This is a genomic window from Brevibacillus sp. JNUCC-41 (assembly GCF_014844095.1).
GTDB classification, from domain to species: domain Bacteria; phylum Bacillota; class Bacilli; order Bacillales; family DSM-1321; genus Peribacillus; species Peribacillus aracenensis.
The window spans coordinates 5,244,277-5,266,970 of sequence record NZ_CP062163.1; the positions used below are offsets into that span (position 1 = coordinate 5,244,277).

Annotated in this window: 24 protein-coding genes; 3 read left to right on the forward strand and 21 right to left on the reverse strand. The window is 40.7% G+C overall.

Features of this window, described 5'->3' with window-relative positions:
* Positions 1 to 181: 181 nt before the first annotated feature.
* From ccsB to JNUCC41_RS25335, 14 genes are all read right to left on the reverse strand, one after another.
* On the reverse strand, positions 182 to 1,360 hold the full coding sequence (ccsB, locus tag JNUCC41_RS25270; RefSeq protein ID WP_192205382.1) for a c-type cytochrome biogenesis protein CcsB: 1,179 nt from the start codon (positions 1,358 to 1,360) through the stop codon (positions 182 to 184).
* Entirely contained in the window at positions 1,353 to 3,002 is a 1,650-nt protein-coding gene (resB, locus tag JNUCC41_RS25275) for a cytochrome c biogenesis protein ResB (protein ID WP_192205383.1), read from the reverse strand. The genes ccsB and resB overlap by 8 nt, the downstream gene beginning before the upstream one ends.
* 18 nt (positions 3,003 to 3,020) lie before the next feature.
* Positions 3,021 to 3,551: a thiol-disulfide oxidoreductase ResA gene (gene resA / locus JNUCC41_RS25280; RefSeq protein ID WP_192205384.1), complete on the reverse strand. Its 531-nt coding sequence runs from the start codon at positions 3,549 to 3,551 to the stop codon at positions 3,021 to 3,023.
* Positions 3,552 to 3,760: 209 nt separating this feature from the next.
* Positions 3,761 to 4,501 (reverse strand): 23S rRNA pseudouridine(2605) synthase RluB, encoded by a 741-nt coding sequence (rluB, locus tag JNUCC41_RS25285; protein ID WP_034308106.1) that lies wholly within the window; start codon positions 4,499 to 4,501, stop codon positions 3,761 to 3,763.
* Positions 4,502 to 4,817: 316 nt separating this feature from the next.
* Complete coding sequence (locus JNUCC41_RS25290) at positions 4,818 to 5,345, reverse strand: spore maturation protein (protein WP_370662592.1); 528 nt, start codon at positions 5,343 to 5,345, stop codon at positions 4,818 to 4,820.
* 13 nt (positions 5,346 to 5,358) lie between these two features.
* Positions 5,359 to 5,952: a nucleoside recognition domain-containing protein gene (locus JNUCC41_RS25295; protein ID WP_076365572.1), complete on the reverse strand. Its 594-nt coding sequence runs from the start codon at positions 5,950 to 5,952 to the stop codon at positions 5,359 to 5,361.
* The gene (locus JNUCC41_RS25300; protein WP_192205386.1) at positions 5,945 to 7,105 is read right to left on the reverse strand and encodes a D-alanyl-D-alanine carboxypeptidase family protein; all 1,161 of its coding nucleotides are present in this window, start codon (positions 7,103 to 7,105) and stop codon (positions 5,945 to 5,947) included. The genes JNUCC41_RS25295 and JNUCC41_RS25300 overlap by 8 nt, the downstream gene beginning before the upstream one ends.
* A 147-nt stretch (positions 7,106 to 7,252) precedes the next feature.
* Positions 7,253 to 8,899, reverse strand: a complete 1,647-nt coding sequence (locus tag JNUCC41_RS25305; protein ID WP_192205387.1) for an FAD-dependent oxidoreductase — start codon at positions 8,897 to 8,899, stop codon at positions 7,253 to 7,255.
* A 178-nt stretch (positions 8,900 to 9,077) separates the two neighbouring features.
* A complete protein-coding gene (gene ahpC / locus JNUCC41_RS25310) occupies positions 9,078 to 9,641 on the reverse strand; it encodes an alkyl hydroperoxide reductase subunit C (RefSeq protein WP_063233159.1) in 564 nt (187 codons plus the stop codon).
* A gap of 447 nt (positions 9,642 to 10,088) precedes the next feature.
* Positions 10,089 to 10,964 (reverse strand): superoxide dismutase, encoded by an 876-nt coding sequence (locus tag JNUCC41_RS25315; protein ID WP_192205388.1) that lies wholly within the window; start codon positions 10,962 to 10,964, stop codon positions 10,089 to 10,091.
* A 120-nt stretch (positions 10,965 to 11,084) separates the two neighbouring features.
* Positions 11,085 to 11,573 (reverse strand): YpuI family protein, encoded by a 489-nt coding sequence (locus JNUCC41_RS25320; protein ID WP_141993594.1) that lies wholly within the window; start codon positions 11,571 to 11,573, stop codon positions 11,085 to 11,087.
* Between the two features lie 22 nt (positions 11,574 to 11,595).
* Positions 11,596 to 12,012, reverse strand: coding sequence for a hypothetical protein (locus JNUCC41_RS25325; protein WP_228467460.1), 417 nt, complete (start codon positions 12,010 to 12,012; stop codon positions 11,596 to 11,598).
* A gap of 55 nt (positions 12,013 to 12,067) precedes the next feature.
* Positions 12,068 to 12,649 carry an SMC-Scp complex subunit ScpB gene (gene scpB, locus JNUCC41_RS25330; RefSeq protein WP_192205390.1) on the reverse strand — a complete coding sequence of 194 codons (582 nt, stop codon included), beginning with the start codon at positions 12,647 to 12,649 and terminating at the stop codon, positions 12,068 to 12,070.
* Positions 12,636 to 13,403: a segregation/condensation protein A gene (locus tag JNUCC41_RS25335; protein ID WP_192205391.1), complete on the reverse strand. Its 768-nt coding sequence runs from the start codon at positions 13,401 to 13,403 to the stop codon at positions 12,636 to 12,638. Before JNUCC41_RS25335 ends, scpB begins: the two co-directional genes overlap by 14 nt.
* Positions 13,404 to 13,618: 215 nt before the next feature.
* On the opposite strand from JNUCC41_RS25335, the gene JNUCC41_RS25340 reads away from it, so the two are divergent.
* Positions 13,619 to 13,711, forward strand: a complete 93-nt coding sequence (locus tag JNUCC41_RS25340; protein ID WP_081108854.1) for a YjcZ family sporulation protein — start codon at positions 13,619 to 13,621, stop codon at positions 13,709 to 13,711.
* Positions 13,712 to 13,878: 167 nt separating this feature from the next.
* On the forward strand, positions 13,879 to 14,415 hold the full coding sequence (locus tag JNUCC41_RS25345) for a DUF309 domain-containing protein (RefSeq protein WP_192205392.1): 537 nt from the start codon (positions 13,879 to 13,881) through the stop codon (positions 14,413 to 14,415).
* 28 nt (positions 14,416 to 14,443) lie between these two features.
* Here JNUCC41_RS25345 and JNUCC41_RS25350 read toward each other — a convergent pair whose 3' ends face one another.
* Positions 14,444 to 14,788, reverse strand: a complete 345-nt coding sequence (locus tag JNUCC41_RS25350) for a GNAT family N-acetyltransferase (protein WP_076365552.1) — start codon at positions 14,786 to 14,788, stop codon at positions 14,444 to 14,446.
* Positions 14,789 to 15,369: 581 nt separating this feature from the next.
* On the opposite strand from JNUCC41_RS25350, the gene JNUCC41_RS25355 reads away from it, so the two are divergent.
* A complete protein-coding gene (locus JNUCC41_RS25355; RefSeq protein ID WP_192205393.1) occupies positions 15,370 to 16,239 on the forward strand; it encodes a DUF1002 domain-containing protein in 870 nt (289 codons plus the stop codon).
* Positions 16,240 to 16,277: 38 nt separating this feature from the next.
* On the opposite strand, the gene lysA is transcribed toward JNUCC41_RS25355, so the two are convergent.
* The 6 genes from lysA to JNUCC41_RS25385 form a co-directional block, all read right to left on the reverse strand.
* Entirely contained in the window at positions 16,278 to 17,606 is a 1,329-nt protein-coding gene (lysA, locus tag JNUCC41_RS25360; protein WP_192205394.1) for a diaminopimelate decarboxylase, read from the reverse strand.
* Positions 17,607 to 17,867: 261 nt separating this feature from the next.
* Positions 17,868 to 19,361, reverse strand: coding sequence for a spore germination protein (locus JNUCC41_RS25365; protein ID WP_428834005.1), 1,494 nt, complete (start codon positions 19,359 to 19,361; stop codon positions 17,868 to 17,870).
* Positions 19,339 to 19,920, reverse strand: a complete 582-nt coding sequence (locus JNUCC41_RS25370) for a stage V sporulation protein SpoVABEA (RefSeq protein WP_192205396.1) — start codon at positions 19,918 to 19,920, stop codon at positions 19,339 to 19,341. Before JNUCC41_RS25370 ends, JNUCC41_RS25365 begins: the two co-directional genes overlap by 23 nt.
* 43 nt (positions 19,921 to 19,963) lie before the next feature.
* Entirely contained in the window at positions 19,964 to 20,386 is a 423-nt protein-coding gene (locus JNUCC41_RS25375; RefSeq protein ID WP_144526820.1) for a stage V sporulation protein AB, read from the reverse strand.
* The gene (locus JNUCC41_RS25380) at positions 20,376 to 20,996 is read right to left on the reverse strand and encodes a stage V sporulation protein AA (protein WP_192208334.1); all 621 of its coding nucleotides are present in this window, start codon (positions 20,994 to 20,996) and stop codon (positions 20,376 to 20,378) included. The genes JNUCC41_RS25375 and JNUCC41_RS25380 overlap by 11 nt, the downstream gene beginning before the upstream one ends.
* Before the next feature lie 155 nt (positions 20,997 to 21,151).
* Positions 21,152 to 22,447, reverse strand: coding sequence for an NCS2 family permease (locus JNUCC41_RS25385; RefSeq protein ID WP_192205397.1), 1,296 nt, complete (start codon positions 22,445 to 22,447; stop codon positions 21,152 to 21,154).
* Between the last annotated feature and the right edge of the window lie 247 nt (positions 22,448 to 22,694).

Below are 22,694 nucleotides of genomic sequence, written 5' to 3' on the forward strand. Positions count from 1 at the left end.
ACCATTTTGTCACAAAAAAAGGCTTCGAGCGCTCACTAAAAGTTCATAAATGCCATTTCACCGAAATATCCTTATTAATGGCATTGACTGAAAAAGGGATCATTCTCTAGAAAAATCGATAAGCCAACTCCTCGACGTTTCTATCAAAAGACCCCCTTCATTTAAATATTACAATACAGAATCAAGCATATGAATGCAAACCAGCAATAACAAGATTGACGAATATCAAGTTAAACATAATGATGGCAAAACCGATGACGGCAAGCCAAGCTGATTTTTCCCCTTGCCATCCCTTTGACATGCGCAGATGCAAGAAAGCTGCATAAAACAACCAAGTAACCAGTGCCCAGACCTCTTTCGGATCCCAGCCCCAGAATCGTGTCCAGGCCACTTGAGCCCAGATCATTGCAAAAATGAGGGCACCGAGAGTGAAAATCGGAAAACCGATAAGGACCGAACGATAGCTAATCTCGTCCAATAAATTCAAATTCACATTTTTAACGATCGGTTTAATCAATGCTGCCACTCTTTTACGAGCAATCAACCTTATTAAACCATACAAGATGAGCCCTATACCGAATGACCAAAGTACAGTATTCAGTTTCTTGGCATTGATCAGTGCAGGCATGTCCACCAGTGGTTCAAATCGATCAGTCTCGATAAGTTTCCCTTCATTGGGACCAACCAATGCCGGTAGGTTGAATTCCTGTTTGACCTCGGCTCCGTGTTTATCGACCCAATCAAAATTCGCCTTATAATCCATCACAGCAAAAGAAGAAGTGATGATGACGAACCCGATGGTACAGACTAATGTGAACATGATGCCTTCAAGCCAGAACGTTCTTTTGCTTGATTGTGTCTGATCGACGAATTTGATTAAATAAATGATGGCAGTAACGAAACTAATGGCAAGGATCGACTGTCCTGCCGCTGCAGTCGTTACATGAATATGAAGCCAATCGCTCTGCAATGCAGGAATGAGTGGCGATATCTCTGTAGGGAACATACTTGCATATGCGATTATCAATAACGCAATCGGTAAAGCGAATAGCCCAAGGGCAGGTGTTTTATAAAGAAAATAAATTAATATGAAAGCACCGACCAGCATCATTCCGAAAAAGGTCGTAAATTCAAACAGGTTACTTACCGGGGCATGGCCGGCAGCAATCCATCTAGTGATGAAATACCCAATTTGAGCCACGAAACCGAAAATGGTGATGAAAATGCCCAGTTTAGCCCATTTGTTTTGTTTCTTTTCCTCCGCTCCTCGTTTATCCTTGATCGATCCGCCAAAGAAAAAGGTAGCGACAAGATATAATAAGAAAGCTGCATATAAAAAGTTACTGCTCAATTCAGCCATTTAAAACTTCCCCCTTACTAGAAGATTTCTCATCTTCAAGTTGATCCATTGGTTCGGAAAGTGATGTCGATTCTATCGCTTGTTTTATATCTCTTTTAATACCGTGCCAGTTTTTGTTTGTATGGCCGGCCATTAATATCTCATCATCTTTCCTCTTAATCCATATACGCCGGTGATTCCAATAAGACCCTTGGACAACTCCGATCATGAAAATGATTCCACCCGTGAATAATATCCAAAGCGTTAAATCCTTCCTGACTGTCAAAGCCGTGACATCTTGGGTTTCCACACCATTAAAAGCCATTTTATAAGTATTTTCCCCTAAAGGCTCCACAGTCTCCTTAATCGCCACGAAACTGACCTCACCCTCTGGCTTATCCGGGGTATGCATTTTAAAGATAAATGCTGGATTATTCGGAATCTTCGATATCGTTCTTGGTTCACCTTTTTCATCGAACTCGAAATCGGGGAAGTAACTGATCAAGTCAACGGAATATCCTTCTTTCAACTCGTATTTCTTTTGTGGATTGTTCAAATCAACCTTTAAGCTTCCATATTTCTCTTCGGTTTTTTTATTTATCAAATTAAAAGACATCATACTGAGCTCATCCAGTTTATAGTCTACTTGGTAGAGGGCATAATGATCATGTTTCAGAGGTTCATTGACTTTGATTTTATAATCTTTAAGTTTAACAAGGTCCACTTTTTCCCCTGGTAAGGTTTCTCCCTTGCGCTCATACAACGTAACATCGGATTGATAGGTTTTTGCGATCGTACCGGTTTTATCAATTGCAGCACTGTACTGCTCATCTTCATCATTCTCTTTGTCATACACCTCTAAGGTAAATTCATTATTCTGGAGGTAATATTCACCATTTGTACCCGGGATTTCTTTTCTCTCGCCTTCACGCAGCCAAAGTACTTTGTCGATATACATCCCAGGGACAGAACGCAATAATGCTCCAATTAAGAAAATGATAAGTCCAATATGATTAACATATGGTCCCCAACGTGAAAAACGACCCTTTTCGGCAAGTATATGACCGTTCTCCTCACGTATATGATAACGCTGCCTTTTTAGTCTATCCTTTACTTCTTCAAGGTTTATATCTTGGTCTTCAAGCTTTGTCACCCCATAAATCCGCTGACGTTTCATGAAACCGTCATGACGTGTGACCCCTTGTTTTTTTAACGATCGATATAATGGAAAGAACCGATCGATACTGGCAATCAATAGTGATATGCCCAGCATGCCTATGATAATCAGATACCACCATGAACTATACAAGTTATGGAACCCGAGTTCATAATACACTCTTCCGAACCAGCCGTATTCCAGTTCATAATGCTCTGCAGGCGTAGCTGTTGAAGGGATGTACATTTCCTGAGGTAAAATCGTCCCGATGGCTGAAGCGATCAAGGCAATGACAATGAGCGTCACCCCTACCTTAACGGAAGAAAAGAAGTTCCATATTTTATCGATGATCGTTTTTTTATATGTTTGTGAACGCCTGGCACTTCCTTCATATCTCATATCAATAAGCTTGTTTTCTCGTTCGTTACCAAGCACCATTCCGCATTTCCCACAAATATTTGTGCCAAACGGATTTATATGACCACAATCGCATTTTACTTCTTTCATGTCAAAAACTCCCCAATATTATGGTTTAATTCTCTCCATATGTTTTTGGATGCTCTCTTCTGTCAAAGCTCCGGTGATGATATCTATCACTTTCCCCTCTTTATCGACCAAAAAGGTGACAGGCAATATATCCACGCGATAAGCATTTTCCACTTCCCTACCTTTATCGATCAGGACAGGAAAGGTCAGATCATGCTTTGTAATGAAATTATTGACAGCATAGTCAGATTCCCCGACATTTACCGCCAATATTTCAACGCCCTGTTCTTTAAAGTTTTTATATTGATTGTCCATATAAGGCATTTCGTATTCACACGGCTTGCAATATGTACCCCAGAAGTTCAGGAAGACGCCTTTTCCCTTGTAATCGGAAAGTTTATGCTCTTTGCCTTCCATATCAGTCAAGACGAAATTCGGTGCATCGGATCCTTTTCTCAGACTTTCATTCTTATCTTTAGTGAAGTTCGTATAAAGGGCAAACACTAAAGCTGCACCTAAAAGCAGAAGAATGATGGTTCTGCTAATCAGGCGTCGCTTCTTTTTATCCATAGAGATCCTCCTAAGGCCACACTAAATTTAACCATACCATTATACCATTTAACGCCATGTCCTTTTTATTTACATTTCTGAAGGTTTTGTGACATTCTTTCCTGATTCATGAAGGAAAAGGTATTTACAGGTTGTTTTCCACCACCCATTCTTCCAGGTGAAGAATGGGGTAGTGGTTTCAACCTATTAATACAGGGGAAAATTCTTTCTTACATTCTCCGCTGTTTAGGTTCGGTCGTTGCTAAAGTCCGCATTAATTTAACTTCATGTGGAGTCAGCTCCCGGGAATCTCCTGCTGTTAAACCGTCCAAGGTCAAGAAACCATATTGTTCCCTCTTCAATTTAATGACGGGATGGCCAATTGCTTCGAACATCCGGCGGACTTGCCTGTTCCTGCCTTCATGTATTGTAATTTCAACTATCGCCGTTTCCTTTTTCTTGTCGGTAGACAATACCCTTGTCTTGGCTGGTGCAGTCTTGCCATCCTCCAACTTGATACCTTTATCCAACTTTTTCAAGCTTTCACGCAAAGGCATCCCTTTCACTTTTGCCACATACACTTTATCCACTTCATGCTTAGGATGCATTAACGTGTTTGCGAATTCCCCGTCATTGGTTAAAATCAATAAGCCCGAAGTATCGTAATCCAAGCGGCCAACTGGATAAATCCGCTCATTGATGTAAGGGAAAAAGTCAGTTACGACTTTTCTATTCTTATCATCAGAAACTGCCGAAATGACGCCGCGCGGTTTATAGAATAGGAAATAAACCGGGGCTTCTTTTTCTAGCGGGACTTCATTAACCTCAACTTTATCATTAGGTCCAACTTTCACACCTAATTCCTTCACTACTTTGCCGTTCACCTTTACCTTACCTTCTAAAATCAACTCTTCTGCTTTACGGCGGGAAGCCAGTCCAGCATGTGCTATCACCTTTTGTAATCGTTCCATCTATCTTCACCCCATAGTATAATCATTCGTTTGTTATTGTCTATACATACACAATCATACAATTATTACATATTGAGAGGCAAAAACAAAAGGTTTTTCGCGAATAAGAGCTTTTCTTTTATTATTACACCAATAATGGGACGGTTAAATGGGTTGGTTTCCATAATGAGTGTAACATAGCTTATTTTTCCATACAAAAAAATGTTTCTTTTGGATGAAAGTTCGTTTCCGTTTAAAAATGGAGAGCTTAACATAGCCGATTGTTTAAGAAAAAAAGACAAAAAAAAAGAAATGGAATCGCCCATTTCCCTAGCCTTTAATTCATACCGAAAACCAATGTAACGACGATAACGGCAGCTATGATGCCGATCAAGTCTGCCAAAAGACCGACCTTTAGGGCATCACCCATTTTTTTGATCCCGACAGCTCCAAAATAAACGGTCAATACATAGAAGGTGGTATCTGTACTTCCCTGAATCGTGGCAGCCAAGCGCCCAATAAAGGAATCCGGTCCATAAACAGATATCAGGTCGCTGGTCATTCCTAAAGCGGCTGTTCCGGATATTGGTCTAATGATCGCAAGGGGTAAAACCTCAGACGGAAAATGAAGAAGGGAAAGCAAGGGGTGCAGTGATTGTACAATGAAGTCCAATGCCCCCGATGCCCTAAATACTGAAATCGCCACTAGCATCCCTACCAGAAAAGGGATGAGGGAAAAAGACATGCTGATTCCTTCTTTCCCCCCCTCAACGAAGGTCTCATAGGTGGGGACTCTTTTCAATGTTCCGTACAGTAATATACAGAGGATCAAAATCGGTATCATCCAAATTGAAATGGTGGTCATCCAGTGCAACATCCTATTCCCTCCCGCTCCTCTTTCTCTTGTAATAAAAATATCGATCTATCGCGATTCCTCCAACTGCAGAAATGGCCGTTGCTATTATGGTCGGAAAAACGATGTCCGTCGGGGAGTGGGCATCGTAATTCATGCGGATAGCAATGACTGTAGTCGGAATCAACGTTACGCTTGAAGTATTGATGGCTAAAAAAGTGACCATCGAGCGGCTGACCGTTGCTTTTCCCCCATTTAGTTTCTTTAGCTGTTCCATGGCTTTTATACCAAGAGGCGTAGCTGCATTCCCCAATCCAAATGTGTTTGCCATCATATTGGAAAGTATATACCCCATAGCGGGATGATTGGGAGGCACTTCAGGGAATAGCCATCTCATGAACGGCTTGAACAAATTGGATAGTTTATCTAACAGCCCTGATTCCTCCGCTATTTTCATCAAACCCAGCCAAAAGACAAGTATGCTCATCAGTCCCAGGCAAAGGGTGACCGCTTCCTTTGCGCTGACAAATAGAGCTTCATTCACCTGGTCCATCGTCCCATTGATCATGCCAAAGACAATACCGATTACAAACATCCCGACCCAAATGTAATTAACCATTGCGTCCGATTCCCAATACCGCTTCAAATACCTCAGCCCATGAAGATTGGAATGATTGTTGCTTGAAGCTTTCTTTTGATTCCCCATAAAAAATCGAACGACTACCTATTTTCTTTCCATCAAGATAGATGGATGCTCTGCCGACCACTGCTGGGATTTTCCTTTTATCCTTCCAAGCCCTCTTTGGCTTCAACAATTTCATTTGCACATTGACCAACTTTCTCTCTTCTTTTGTCAGTGGGTATGAAAAATCATTTTTAATGTAGACATGCCCTTTATATATTTTATTTTCCATATTCTTTACCATGCCTTCAGGTAAAATTTCTGTTGGCTTATAATCCTTAAATGCGGATTCGTACATTTGAATATGATCATTCCAATCATCCGGACCATTCAATGTCACAGCAATCAGGTCATGCCCGTCTTTTGTTGCGGTTGTGACCAAGGTACGTTTTGCTAGTTTGGTATACCCTGTTTTCCCCCCTGTGCAATACTCATACAATTGTGTAAGTAGGCGGTTTTTGTTCTTCCATACATAATCCCATTGTTCTGTGGAATTAGGTGCCCTGTGTTCCTTTGTGCCGGCAATCTTTGCATACGTTTCATTTTGCATGGCATAACGAGTGAGTATCGCCATATCATATGCGGTTGAATAATGGTTTTTCGTATTGTCCAAACCATGTGGATTTGAAAAATGGGTATTTTTCATCCCGATTTCTTCCGCCTTTTGATTCATCATCCACACGAATCCATCCAGGCTTCCCCCAACCTTTTCGCTGATTGCGACTGCTGCATCATTACCTGAACGAAGCATCAAACCATAAACCAAATCTTCGAGCTTAATTCTTTCTCCTTCTTTTAAATAAAGTGACGAGCCCTCCGTCCCGAAGGCATTGCTGCTAACCTTCACTTTTTCATCCATTAGTCCCGATTCAATAGCCAAGATAGCCGTCATTATTTTCGTAATGCTTGCTATGCGGTTCTTTTCATGAGCATTCACTTCATATATGACCCTTCCGCTATCCTCATCCATTAAAATCGCACTATGGGCACTTACGGATACATTTGCATTGGCGCTTTGTACGGGTGCCATAAAAGACAACAGGAGAATGACGATACACAAACTTGATAACCCTTTATATGGAAAACGCATGAGTGCCCCCTCGTCTCTTTACTTGTTTTTGTACAAGTTTATGCAAATGGACAAGGGTTATGAATAAAAGAATGTAAACCTTCATGATATCTATTGATTTTCAACATAAAAAAAATCGATAGGGGCCCCTATCGATTTAGTGTTCTATCATACTAATAATGCAGCGATTTCATCAATTTTCTTAGCTCCGAATACCACTTCTTCATCATTGATGATCATGGCCGGCACGCTCATGACTTTATATTTCTTCTTGATATCCTGGAAATTGCTTATATCGACCATTTCAGCTTCAACGTTAGGGTTTTCAATCGCAATGCGCTGTGCACCCACTACAACGTCTGGACAGTAGTGACATGCCAATGAAACCATAACCTTAATGTTCGCTTTTTTACTGATTCCCTTAATTGAATTCAATACGACTGAATCCAATGCTTGACCAGGACCTGCCAAGTTATAGATAGCCAAAATGAAGGAATTCAACTCATGGCCGCCTGGTACACCGTGGTATTTGACGCCACTGTATTCACCATTCGAATTTAAGAGAGAAACGACAGGGAACTTATCTGCATTGATTTTTCCTTCAATTTCCGGACTTTCCCCCTTGTTGTATAACTCAAGATGCAGCTTGTCTCCTAATTCCGCAACATCCAACAAGAAGTCTCGCAATTCGACTGATTTTGGCAAGCTTTCATCGACGATGGACACCAATGTTACTTCGCTCTCCATCTTGCCGAAGATTCCCTTTAATTGGCCGCGTAACGCATCACTTAATAAAGCGCTCTTACCTGCCGGGACAGCAGCCTGTTCTTTTTTCGCCGGTTTTTCAACTTCAGGTTCATCTTTGATTCCTAGGCGATCTTTTTCTTCTTCAATATATTTACCTGCATCCGTTGCTGCAATCGCTCCATCAGATACAGCTGTAATAATCTGGCGTAAGGATTTTGGCCTTAGGTCGCCCGCTGCATAGACACCTTTCACATTAGTCTTCATATCATCATCGGTTAAAATGTATCCGGCATGATCCATTTCGATGTGGCCCTTGAACATTTCCGTTTTCGGCTCATACCCTATGAAAACGAAAACTCCAAACGTGCTATCTTCTTCCTTCGCCTTATATTCAAATTCTTCTTTAGTCGCATTATTGATGAAACGGGCACTTTGAATCATCCCGTCTCCATATACCCCAAGAATCTCTGTATTGAATTTCACTTCAATCTTATCATTTGCCATTACTTTATCCACAATGGACGGGGCACACGAGAAGCTTGATTCCCGGGCGATGATTGTAACTTTTGTGGCAAAGCGGGTCAGGAATATAGCTTCTTCGGCAGCTGCATATCCTGCCCCGATAACGAAAACTTCCAACCCTTCAAAGAATTCACCATCACATGTTGAACAATATGCTACACCGCGGCCAGTAAATTCCTCTTCACCTGGAAATCCTAGTGTTCTTGGAGAAGCACCCGTTGCAATGATGACGGCGCGGGCATGGTAGTCCCCGCCAAGCGTTTTAACGACTTTCACCTCACCGGAGAAATCCACGCCCGTTACATCAGCTTTAGCGAATTCAACGCCAAAATCCTCGTTTTGAAGCTTCATTTCTTCAACTAACCTAGGGCCCGATATATGACGGATACCAGGATAATTGGCTATTTCCGATGTAGTTGCAGCTTGTCCGCCGCCAGTTCCTTTTTCAAGAATTATTGTTTTTAACTTAGCTCTTCCTGCATAGACGCCGGCTGAGAGGCCTGCAGGTCCGCCGCCAATAATTAATAAATCATAGATTTTTTTCATCTTTTGTGCTCCTTGCTGAATGATAATACGTGCCAAATTGATTATTTTGAAAAACAAAAGGCACTTATTTTAGGTAAGTGCCTTTTGTCATAAGATCTTTCTGGACGAGTTGTCCCAGTAATCGTAATCAATGCTGGGTATGTCCATTACCTGTAGAAATGGACCATCCCATTTTAAATTAAAGTTTACCTACAAGGTCTAGGCTTGGTTCAAGAGTGGCTTCACCTGGAGTCCATTTTGCAGGGCAAACTTTATCTCCATGTTCCGCTACGAATTGCGCAGCTTGAACTTTTCTTACAAGTTCTTCAGCATTACGGCCAATTCCTAGGTCATTAATTTCGTATGCTTTAATTTGTCCTTCTGGATTCACGATGAAAGTTCCACGTAGAGCCAATCCATCTTCTTCAATCAATACACCGAATTGACGGGATAAAACGTTTGCTGGGTCAGCTAACATTGGATATTGGATTTTACCGATTGTATCAGTAGCATCAGCCCATCCTTTGTGGCTGAAATGAGTATCTGTTGAAACTGAGTAAACTTCACAACCAATTTCCTTGAATGTTTCATAGTTATCTTGAAGATCAGCTAATTCAGTTGGACATACGAAAGAGAAGTCAGCTGGGTAGAAAAAGAATACTGCCCATTTTCCTTTAACATCTTCAAGTGTAACTTCTTTGAATTCTCCTGCATGGTAAGCTTGTACTTTAAAATCTTCAACTTGTTTATTGATCAATGACATAATAAATTCCTCCAATAGCTATTTTTTTATATGCTCCTGTTTATAATAATTATTAAATAGAAATTAGTCAATAAATATACCTTAATAATTTTTAAGTTCACAAATTGGTCACAGTTTTTATATTGATATAAATTAATTATTTTTAAAAACCCATAGTACTTCTAAATAGCATATTTAACACATTCCCAATATTATTTCAAGGATTTATATAAGACACATGCTCATTATTTCGTGAAATGATATCATCTCCTTTTCAATCTAATTATAATATCCAAATGAGAATCATAAGTCGCTTCCAAAATAATAATTTGCAATTCTCTTTCATATCCTTCCCATATTTTCCCTAAAAAATTCTTGATACAGTATTTTGCAAAAAAAAAAAAAAACGAACCTTCACGGCTCGTATATTTGCAATTTGTTCTCAAAAGGCTTCCTGTATTTTGTCAGTTATTGCTTTTTCCAGATAAGTTTTTTCGCTTCGGTGAACCTTACGGCAGTTTTCGGCCAGTTTACAACGTCCCACCATTTGTCCACATAGGCTGCCCGATTATTTTTATATTGCAGGTAATAGGCATGTTCCCATACATCAAGAACAAGAATTGGGATCGTATCCCACTGGGTCAAAACCATATGCAATTCCGATTGAAGTATTTCTAGCCGCCGCGCACGCGGAACCCAGACTAAAATCGCCCAGCCAACTCCTTCTACTTGTTTGGCAGCTTCACTAAAATGACTTTTAAAAGCTGCAAAGCTTCCAAAATCCGTCTCAATCTGATTGAGTAAATCCCCCCTTGGCTGTCCGCCCCCTCCCGGAATCATCTCTTCCCAGAACAGCGTATGGAGATAATGGCCTGACCCATGAAAGGCTGCTTCCTTTTCCCAATGTTTCAACAAGGAAAAATCTTTCGTTTCCCTCGCTTTTTTCATCATCAATTCCGCTTTATTCAGACCATCGACATATGCTTGATGATGCTTATCATGGTGCAGATACATGATTTCCCTTGAAATCGTCGGTTCCAACGCCTCATAGGCATAAGGTAACGGCGGTAGCGTATGCTTCCCAATTGGCACTGATTGCCTATCCTGTATACTGAATTCTCTAGCGATTTCTTCAATTTCCTGGTAGACCCGAGCCATCTCTTCTTCAATCAGGACCATATCCTCATAATCCATTTCTTCCTCATCCATATCTTTTGTCAACTGGGAAAGCCGTTCAATATTCGACAGCAATGGCGAATCGGTGATATCGATCTTCTCAAGATATTCCATCACTCCATCAACCCAATCACTTACCTCTTTAGTATAATCTCGTTCATCGGACATCTTGCAACCTCCTCTTAACCTTTATGCACATAAATCATCAAAGTATTTTATGTTTCGATTAAGCGGAGATTCCATTTATAGCTAAAAAAAACAGCTAGGCCTCTTAAGCCCAGCTGTTTCTTATCTTGACTGTAACATTTTCGTCCGGTAATCCGTTTCATAAAACTCCAATTCTTCACGCATCGTCTGGAATCCACTTTCCACGGCCTTCAGAATGGATATTATGCTGTCAGGTACACTTTGGTGAAATTTAATCGAGTTTTTTCCTGTATAGGCAGATCTGCTGTCCTCAAACCACCTATCTGATTTTGGGGAAAAGTATTCTTCGATACATTGATGATAAACTCTATAAAGCGTCTTTTCTGCTGCAGCTTTATTGAAAACATCATTTTTCAGAACGATTTGGCAAGCCTCCAAGCCCTCTTCACAACTTACAAGCATTCTTCTTAAACTAGAAAGGATTCCTTTATAATAGGTTTCATCCCCGCTTTTTTCCTCTTGCAGCTTAGAATAGGTCGTCTCATTCATAAATTCTTCTAGTTGAGCCACTGTCGTTTCTAAAAACCCTTTTACATCCTCAAGCTGAGATTTTACCAATGTATTCCCCAACCGTGAACCCTCCTCAAAATGATTAAGATTGAATATAATAGTCAACATGTGACTCTATATCATATGGTTTAGCTTGGTCAATAGATATAAACACTTTCTCCAATTTTTCAAAATCTATATTTTCGAAATAACCAGCCATCTCTTTTTCTGCATTTATATAAATACGTTTTCGGTTAACCAGGCTCGGATTTTTAAGTAAACAGACCATGGCAATGATATCAGCCATATAAATATCTCTGTTAGTGCTTTTGAATATTGGATTGGCGGGATATGGGGTCCAACGGGTGACCATCTCATCAAAATAGCGAAGATACAGTACATTCAGTGTCTTTTCTTCTCCATCCTTTATGTATTGTATAACGGATCGATTAAAGAAGTCCTCAGGTGAATTTGACTTTTCCTTTTCAAGCCCAAATCCATTGCATGCTACAATTCGCACCTGCAATCCCCCCGCATTCATTTTTTTCTATATTATCACAATTTATTGAAAAATGTTATTCGATTGTTTGCTGAAATTTTTCAAAAAACAGATCGGCTTCACCATTTTCAAAGCCATCATCCGAATTATCAGCGAGAGGCGGTAATTCATCAATGGAATTCAGGCCGAAGTAATCCAAAAACTCTTTAGTTGTCCCATATAAATAAGCCCGGCCTGAGCCTTCGGCACGTCCGACCTCTTTTATTAAGACTTTAGTGACAAGTGTATGAATGGGGCGATCCGTTTTCACTCCGCGAATTTCATCAATTTCAGCTCTAGTAATCGGCTGTTTATAGGCAATGATTGCGAGTGTTTCCAAAGCCGCCTGGGACAATCCTTGAGTGCTTGATGTTTCCACCAGCCTTTTCAAGTAATCCGAGTGCTCTTTCTTTGTCGCCATTTGATAAACACCCGCTATTTCGATCACCTGAATCCCGCGTACATCCGATATATATTCTTCCTTTAAACCTTCAACGATGTCCGTTGCTTGATATTCCGTAATCTCCAGGACAGAGGCAATTTGTTTGACGGACAGCCCTTCATCTCCGGCAGCAAACAATAATGCCTCAAGAATCCCTTTCCAATTAATAACTTCCAACTGGTTCTACACCTTCCTTAGCAGCAATCATGATGTCCGAAAAATTATCTTCCTGTTCAACGATGATTTCATTTAATTTCATCAGTTCCAGCACCGCCATGAAAGTGATGACGATATGCTCTTTAACCGGGAGCGAGAACAGTTCAAAAAAACTTTTCTTTCCTTTAATGGATTGTAATTCAAGCATGATTTCATCCATTCGTTTCTCTATCGATATCTCTTGTTTCGTTACCTTCGTGTAAAGCGGTTTTTGAATTTTTTGCCTTCGCAGCAGTTTTTGAAGAGCCCCCAACATATCGTATAAACTTATATTCAACTCTTGCTTATCACTTTCCGCTTCTTTTACATAAACTGATAAATCACTTGGGGGTTTGGTGAAAATCAAGCTTCTTTCTTCTTCCATCCCTTTAAATTCTTCGGCTGCATTTTTATACTTTTTATATTCTAATAGTTTTTCCACAAGCTCATCACGTGGATCTTCCTCAAACATTTCCCCATCTTCATCCATTATCAGTTCATCTTCATGCTTTGGTAGCAACGTTTTACTCTTGATGGCAAGCAACGTTGCAGCCATCACTAGATATTCGCTGGCGACATCCAATTCAAGATGCTGCATCGTATGGATGTAACTTAGGTATTGATCTGTAATATCAGCCATCGGAATATCGTAGATGTCTATTTCCAGGCGATTAATCAAATGCAGAAGTAAATCCATCGGTCCTTCGAAAGCGTCAATTTTTATATTATAACCCATTAAATTACCTCATTTAAATCTAATTGGCCAATATAGACCTATTTCTTTTACTAATCAAGTATAGTGGATTGCCGCCCTTTATCCAAATAATAATTTATTGACCTTAGAAAAGTTTTTATTTGGGATTACCGTCAAATGGGTCGTTGCCCAATCACATTCCGAAATCCAACATAACCTAGAAATGTAAGAATAGCAGAACAAAGGAGGAACTTATTATGGGCGCAGGTGGTTTTGGACACGGCGGCGGATTCGCGTTTATTGTAGTATTGTTCATTTTATTAGTTATCGTCGGTGCTTCATGGTGTTAATTCAAGACTGATGAATCAAGCTGATTGCCTTGCAATCGGCTTTCCTTATTTTCCAGGAAAAAATTCTATGCTAAACTTAATGAGTATACATAGCGAGTGTTAAGCTATAAGAAAATGGCTTTTTGCCTTACTTAAGTTGATTCCATCAAACAAAAGGGGTGCTCCTATTGAATTACGCGGAAGACTACCTTTCTTTCCTTGTCCATTTCCATGGGCCAAGGGATTACTTCGAATGTCATGAAATTCTCGAAGAATATTGGAAGGAAACCGCACCAAAAGAGCGTGACTCTCATTGGGTCGGACTCATTCAAATTGCGGTTGCCCTGTATCATGATCGCAGGGGAAACAAAAAAGGGGCTTCAAGGACCCTGTCTAAAGCCCTGGCAAATCTCCACCTTAAAAAGGCCGAGCTCCTGAAGTTGGGACTCAATCCAGAACGACTGTTCAAATTGCTCGAGGACACCCATGAGCGAATGTTATCACAAAAGCCATATAAAAGCATTAATCTGCCGATAGCCGATCAAAACTTGATTGAAAAATGCCAGTCCATCTGTTTGCAAGAAGGGTACATATGGGGTACAGATAGCGACATGGCTAATGCAGCAATAGTTGATAAGCATCTAATGCGTGACCGTTCGGATGTCATTTCAGAAAGGGCTCGGCAGCTAGCCCTTCGAAAAACAAGAATGGAGGACCGCCCTTAAAGGTGGTCCTCCATTCAAGCTTTCAAATTCAAAAATCTTCACACCTGTCAAGAAAGCTTTCCGTAAACTCATTTGCTTTTAATTCTTTGTCAGGATATTGCTCCTTGATGGCCCTGACCATCGTTTTACCGATACCTTGTTTCCGGAAGGATGGATTTACGGATATATGTTGTATCTCAATGTGGTTTGGAGAGACCTCTATCCCGATCAAGCCCGTAATCTCTTCATCTTTCCATAAGAACAGCTGTAGATTTTCATCCGTTTCATAATTCTTCATCGTATTCCGAAGCGTTTTTATTTCTTTTTCATTTGGCATGAAAGATAATAATCCCATGGCAAACTTCTCATAACTTTTCTTATACTTAATCAACATAATATCCCTCGTTACTAAATAACGTTTTTATTATCTTCCTGTTTCCGATTAATTTGCTTTGAATAATAATCCTCACATATAACATTTACATCATACATAAAAATCCCGTTCGTTTCAACATCACTTTCAGCACTTGATTTATCGGTGTGCTATGTGCTAAGCGATAAACAGCCAATATACGATTCCCCACATCAAAGCGATAATAAGCATCATAAGTAAAAGAGCCTTATTACTTTTCCTCATTCCATACTCCCTCTATGAATGGTCCAAATATTTAAATAACGAATTCATTCTACTATAACTTAACACAATCTGACAAATATCCTTGCAATCTTGCTTCGATTTTACTACATTGGTAAAGTGATCTAGGTTCATAGAGTGTCCTCTCAAGCATAAAAGACAATGATACACCCAACTTTTTCGTTAAAAAAACCTAGCTTTCCTTGGCTATATAAATTTTTTTCAGGAAAATATGTATCTTTTTTATCCTTTGTTTCGTCAAATACTATGAATCTGATTTAAAGTGCCACCCTTTTATTGAAAGATTCCCAATTCAGCAGGAAAAGTTAAGGAGGATTATCATGAAAAAAATGAATAAATGGGTCATTATGACCATTTTATTATGTCTATTATTGCCATATAAAGCTTTTGCAGATGCAGCTGTTGGTGAAATGATTGTCACACTTGGTGAGAATTTGACAAATGAACAAAAAAATATGATCTTATCAGAAATGAAAGCTCCAAACGATGTCGAGGTCCTGACAGTTACAAATGCGGAAGAACATGAATACTTAGGTGACTATATCGCTAGCCGTCTGATCGGTACAAAAGCGATTTCATCTTCTGCCATTACTTTGGAGGAAAAAGGTACCGGACTTAAACTGGAGTCTAAAAACATTAACTGGGTTTCCGATGAAATGTATATCAATGCACTGGCAACTGCTGGAGTAAAAGATGCTACCGTTTATGTCACAGCACCTATACCCGTTTCCGGTACAGCGGCTTTGACAGGAGTCATTAAAGCCTATGAAATCTCTGCCGACAAGAAGATTCCTGAAGATGTGAAACAGGCAGCGAATGAAGAAATGGTGAAAACAGCAAAATTGGGTGACGAAATCGGTACAGAAGAAGCCTCTGCACTGGTTACGAAAATCAAAGAGGAAATGGCTGCAAATCCACCAGCCAATACTGAAGAGGTCCGCGAGGTTGTCGAGTCTTCAGCAAAAGACCTTGGAATCAGTTTAAATGATGCTCAAACTCAAAGTTTAATTGATTTATTCAATAAGCTAAAAGAATTGGATATTGATTGGAACGCTGTCGGTGATCAGCTTACTGCAGCTAAAGATAAACTTTCCAATTTTCTTGAATCCGAAGAGGGTCAATCATTTCTGGATAAATTGAAAGAAGTCTTCAGTAGTTTAATAGACGCAATCAAGTCACTTTTCAGCTGAATCAAATGAAAAAAGGATGGCCACTGCCATCCTTTTTTCTATTCTTTAGTGACGACTGCCGCTTCATGAAGGGCCAAATCCAAATGGATAAGATCTTCGTACGTCTCTCGTTTGATGACCAACCGGGCTTCTCCATTTTCAGCAAAGACGACAGCCGGTCTTGGAATCCGATTGTAATTATTTGACATGGAATATCCATATGCCCCTGTACAAAATACCGCCAAGACATCACCGCGGCCAGCTTTTGGCAATGGTAAATCCCAAATCAACATATCTCCGCTTTCACAGCATTTCCCGGCAATGGACACTGTCTCTTCTACAGGGTCAAGCGGCCGGTTTGCGAGAATGGCATCATATTTCGCTTCGTAAAGAGCGGGACGTATATTATCACTCATGCCCCCATCAACGGCAATATATTTGCGGACATTAGGAACTTCCTTTTCAGAACCGACCTTGTACAGTGTCACACCGGCGTCTCCGACTAATGAACGGCCAGGTTCGATCCAGATTTCAGGCATCACTAAATCAGAATCTGCAATCAGGTTCTGCACTTCCCTAACGATTTCCTCAACATATTGGGATGCCGGTAGCGGGTCGTCCTCTTGTGTATACCGAATCCCGAAACCCCCTCCGAGATTCAATACCTTTGGTTGAAACCCTACCGAGCCGTGCCAATCATTCAGCTTGCCGATAATTTTTTGGGCTGCAAGAAGGAAACCGGTCGTTTGAAAGATCTGGGAACCGATATGACAGTGAAGCCCCAGCACTTCGAGGAATTCACTTTGCAGTGCTTGCCGAAGGGCAGCTTCGGCCTGGCCGTTAATAAGATCAAAACCAAATTTCGAATCTTCTTGTCCCGTCAATATATAATCATGCGTATGGGCTTCGATACCTGGTGTTACACGAAGAAGGATTTTCACCTTTTGTTCACGGTTTGTACAAATTTCTTCCAACAGTGTCAACTCTGAAAAATTATCGACTACTATACAGCCAATGTCATGATCCAAAGCCATATGTAGCTCTTCATCACTTTTGTTATTTCCATGAAAATGAATTCGTTCTGTTGGGAAATTCGCCTTAATTGCCGTATACAATTCCCCCGCCGAGACAACATCGAGAGAAAGTCCTTCTTGCTCTGCCAACTGGATCATGGCAATCGAAGAAAAGGCCTTACTTGCGTAAGCAACTTGAGCCGAAATCCCTAATTCCTCAAATGTTCTCTTGAACCCTCTTGCCCGTTCGCGAATTAGCTCTACATCATAAACATATAATGGTGTTCCAAATTGCTCGATCAATTCGATCGTGTCCACTCCGCCAATCTCCAGGTGTCCACGTTCATTTACACCACCGGTTCCGTACAAATGCATGATTGCCTCACCTTCCTGACTTAAAACTAAAGATTAATAAGAAATGAGGCAGCCTCAAATAAAGAAACCCTGCTGTAAAAGGTTCTCTATATGAACAAGCCTCATTCGAATCGATATTGTTCTCTATGACTGCTTTGTAGTTCGAAGGGAAAGACAGATTGGTTTAAACTCCAAAGAGTCATAGTAGCTCTATCTCTTTGTGAAGCCTAACAATACCTCTTTATCCGAATAAAATTAAATTACCACAACTTTTCGACAACATCAACCTTTAGATTTTCTCGGCTGCCTATAGAGATCCTGGGGATGTACAATACTCGGACGTTCTATAGTGCCAGGATAAGGTCTTCTTAATATTATATGTGACAGGGCCTTTGGCTGAAACGGGAGAAGCGGCCATAAATAAGGCGTATTTAACGTTTTTATATTAGTAAGCATAATAATGTAGAGTGTGATGCCTATGACTAGGCCAGGCACTTTAAATAAAGCGACCAATACTAGCAGGACTAATCGGGAAATCTTATTCGCAACCCCTAGTTCTAAACTCGGAGTGACAAATGTGCCGATTGTCGCTACGGAAGCGTAGAGAACCACCTCAGGAACAAATAGCCCAACATCTATCGCTATCTGTCCTATCAAAACTGCCGCAACCAAGCCCATTGCCGTAGAAAGCGGGGTCGGGGTATGGACGGCTGCCATCCTTAAAAATTCTATCCCAATATCTGAAATGAAGATTTGGATCACGATGGGTATATGCGTTTTATCATTCGGCCCGATATACTCGAGCTTCTCCGGCAGGAGGGAAGGCTCTAAACAAAACAATAACCAAATCGGCAGCAAGTATAACGAAACGAAAATCCCGAGAAATCGGACCCAGCGTACCAAGGTTCCAACAGCAGGTGCCTGCCGATACTCCTCAGCGTGCTGCATGTGATGGAATAGAGTGGACGGGGTTATGATGACACTCGGTGACGTATCCACATAAATAAGGACATGCCCCTCAAGTAAATGTGTTGCAGCTACATCAGCCCGTTCCGTGTACCTGACAAGCGGGTATGGGTTATATTTTTGCTTGACGATGAACTCTTCGATCGTTTTATCGGCCATCGTTATGCCATCAACATCAATATTATTCAATTCCTTACGAACGATTTCAATTAAATCAGGATCGGCAATATCTTTAATGTAGCCGATGGATATATCCGTTTTCGATCGTTCCCCTACATGCAACATTTCGAAACGTAATCTTTCATCCCTGATCCTCCGTCTTGTTATCGCTGTGTTAATGATGATATTCTCGACAAAACCGTCCCTTGATCCACGGACGACTTTTTCCGTATCGGGTTCTACTGGCTGTCTCCCTGGATAACTCCGGACATCCACAACCAATCCTATTGGTTTACCATCAACAACAACGACTATTAATCCGGATAAAACCTGATCAACAAGCTCATCCATCGTCTTTATTTCCTCAACGGATTGGTGTACAAGCAACTCTTTGACTGCATCAAAAACTTTAGTGGTCAAGATTTCCGCATTTTTGTTATGAATAAGAGAATCGAGGATTTCAATGATGTACTCTGTATCCGTCAGCCCGTTTACATAGTAAAGATGCACATCTTTTCTTAGAACCTTTATCCTTCTTACCCCTAAGTCGAAGCTGACGCCCAGACCTACATTCTTTTCCATGTACGCGTCAACTTCCGCTACCCTATTCGGAATCGGTTTCATGTTTTCAGGTTTTTCTGAAGTCATCATGACCACTCCTTTCCAATATGATTTCCACCGCTAGCTTCGTTATCGGTGCTCCTCTTTTAAAATCATCCTGATGGGACATTTTCCCGATATCCCCTATCCCCACTACTATGGGAACATGTAATTGATCGATGCAATACACCGTATCTCCAGTTATCTTGCCGAGTTCAAATTCTTCGGCGCCGTATTTATCAACCCCGTTCGGTGTCAGGTTACCATCACGGTCAATACAGATATCCACTTTGGTCCATTCTTCCCTTCTACTCTTTGAAGCGACCGCTATCACACCAAGGACATTAATATCAGGGTGACCGGCAACTACCTTCATTGCCTGTTCGCCTGATCCTTCTCCGATAAAACCGCTATCATCAAACATGACCAATACTGGATCATACTTCGCCTTTTTTATTAATTCAACTAGCTCCAAGCCCGTATATCGTGATGGATTACCTTGGGACATGGAGATACACCTTCCCCCTATTTCCTTCGCTACGTGCTCGACAGCCCGTTTCGCATACTCATCTCCATCCGTAATCAATATCACGTTTCGTTTGGTCACCATCTTGGGCCTACCTTTCATCATCAGGAATAGTTACCTTATAAACTTATAAATCCACTAAATAAATCCATTGGAATAATGATCCGGCTATTTTTCCCAATACGAGTGCCATTAACAGATAAATGATTTTCTCTTGAATTCCGATTCGCTTTGACAAAACCGGAAATACATTCAGGACTTCAGTTAAGGCAGCAGCAAGCATTCCATTAAATATCCCGTCAGCCAAACCGATCGGAATTAATAAAAAATACGGGAGGGAAAATTCCGTTTCCTGTAATCCTAACCATGTCCCTGCGACAACGCCCGCAATGATGGCTCCTTCATAGTAATGAATCATCTTCATTGTTTTTGTCAGCTGGGTCAGTCTCGGAATCACCCCAAGTACAGTTAAAAACGCTACAAAACCGGCACCTGTCGCAAAACCCCCGGCCAAACCGACAAAGATTCCAAATATAATTTTACCGGTCATCAAGGTGGCGCACATTCTCCTTATTTTCATTCATGATTACATAACTGTCCAAATCCTGCTGATAGTTGAACATTTCAACCTCGAGCGGACTAGGTTCCTCATTGAAGCGTTTTTTAAAAAAGTGATTAAAAAATAGAATCATGCCCATACCAAGGCCGAAGCTATATGGGATTTGGATCAATAATGGCTTATCTTCCACTTTTCCCGTGATTATAGTAAAGATTTTTTGATGCACTTCCCCCATGCTGACATCCACATGAAAATTCATGATCGTCATCCCGCCGCCGATAAATAACAAAAACCAAACCAAGGCGAATGTCAGGTATGACATTTTCTTTTTCGAGAAGATGATTTCGATGATCGTTTGGGAGGGCCCGAATGACTCCAGTTCAATAGTCGGGTCCATCTTGCGGATGGCCACGATAACTTGAGCCAAATCAACGACAATAATATTCTTATCTTCCTTCTTGACCGTTAATAATATAATTTCTTCAATGTTGGTAATCACTTCTTCAGGTCCGATTATCCTTGCAATATCTTTTATCCTCACCGTTTGATTTCCCTTTACTTGTACACGGTTCCTCATCCTGATATATACAACTGCCACTATCATCACATCCCGACCTTTTATTTCCTTATGCTAGTAGTATGGTTTGGAAACAGTTTGAAAATGCAGGAAGTGAACCATGTCCAAATATTACTAATTTAAAAACAAAAAAAAGACACGCTGCAATGACAGCATGTCTTTTTGATTACATTCATACCTTAATGAGTAGGGAAGAAAATCAGCTGAATCAAAAATATAAATCCGAAAATATAAATGAGAGGATGTACCGATTTTCCTTTTCCACTGAATACCTTCATAAGGGGAAATGTAATGAACCCGATCGCAATCCCTGTAGATATACTTGAAGTAAGCGGCATCGTTAAAATGATCGCAAATGCCGGAAACGCCTCATCGAAAATTTTCCAATTTACTTTAGCCAGCCCTTCCATCATGAAACATCCTACAATGATCAAAACGGGAGCTGTGATTGCTTGAACGGAAGAAATTGCCGATATCAATGGAGAAAAGAAAATCGACGCAGCAAACAAGATTGCCACGACAGTAGCGGTTAATCCCGTACGTCCCCCTGCGGCTACTCCCGTACTCGATTCAACATATGCCGTCGAAGGGCTTGTACCAAACATCGAGCCGACTGTCGTCGCAATCGCATCACCTAAAAAGGCTTTCTTGGCACGAGGGATTTTCCCATCCTTCGTTAGTCCAGCCTGTTCCGTCACGCCAATCAAGGTTCCTGTCGTATCAAAGATCGTCACAAGTAAAAAGGCGAAAACAATTGAATATAATGAATTCGTGAAGACCCCAGCAATATCGATATCGAAAAATACCGGTGTTGGAGGTACAGATAAGACCCCATCAAAGTTGAGCAAACCGATAAAGTAGCCAATGATTGCCGTAATGATCATACCAATGAAAATTGCCCCTTTAATATTACGGGCCATAAAAATCAAGGTAATGAATAAACCTGCTAGCGCCAAAACGGTTCCAGGCTGGTGCAAATCTCCAAGCGACACCATCGTTGATTCATTAGGTACTACGATTCCAGCATTTTTCAATCCGATAAACGCAATGAATAAACCAATTCCGGATGTGATGCCATATTTTAATGAATTAGGAATCGCATCAATTATCATTTTACGCAAGCTTGTCACGCTAATTAATAGAAATAGCAAACCAGCAATGAAAACCGTACCGAATACGGTCTGATATGAAAGGCCCTGTGCCCCCACTACGCTGGCAAAATAAGCATTCAAACCCATCCCTGGTGCTATCGCAATCGGGTATTTTGCAACAAGCCCCATGATAAGGGTACCAATCACCGCTGATATGACCGTTGCCATGAAAACTTGTTCAAATGGAATTCCGATTGAAGACAATAAAGCCGGATTCACAATAAGGATATAAACCATGGTTAAAAATGTCGTAACACCCGCCATGACTTCTGTACGGACATCCGTCCCATTTTCTTTCAGGGAGAAAAATTTTTCCAAAAACATATTTTAGACCTCCAGATCTAAAGGAAACACCGACAACCGTTTGCACGAAAGTACAAGGTGTCCTAATATTGTACTGCATCGACGTTTTTCTTGATCGTTATTCATTGAAAGAAAGATAAAAAACGAATGAGAAACGCGACCTTTACTATAATATTCGTTTTTATCTCTAAATTCAACTAAAAATTCCACCCCATTCATATTTTCGCCCTACTTGATAAGAAATCACTTTTACTTTTTCCTAAAATAA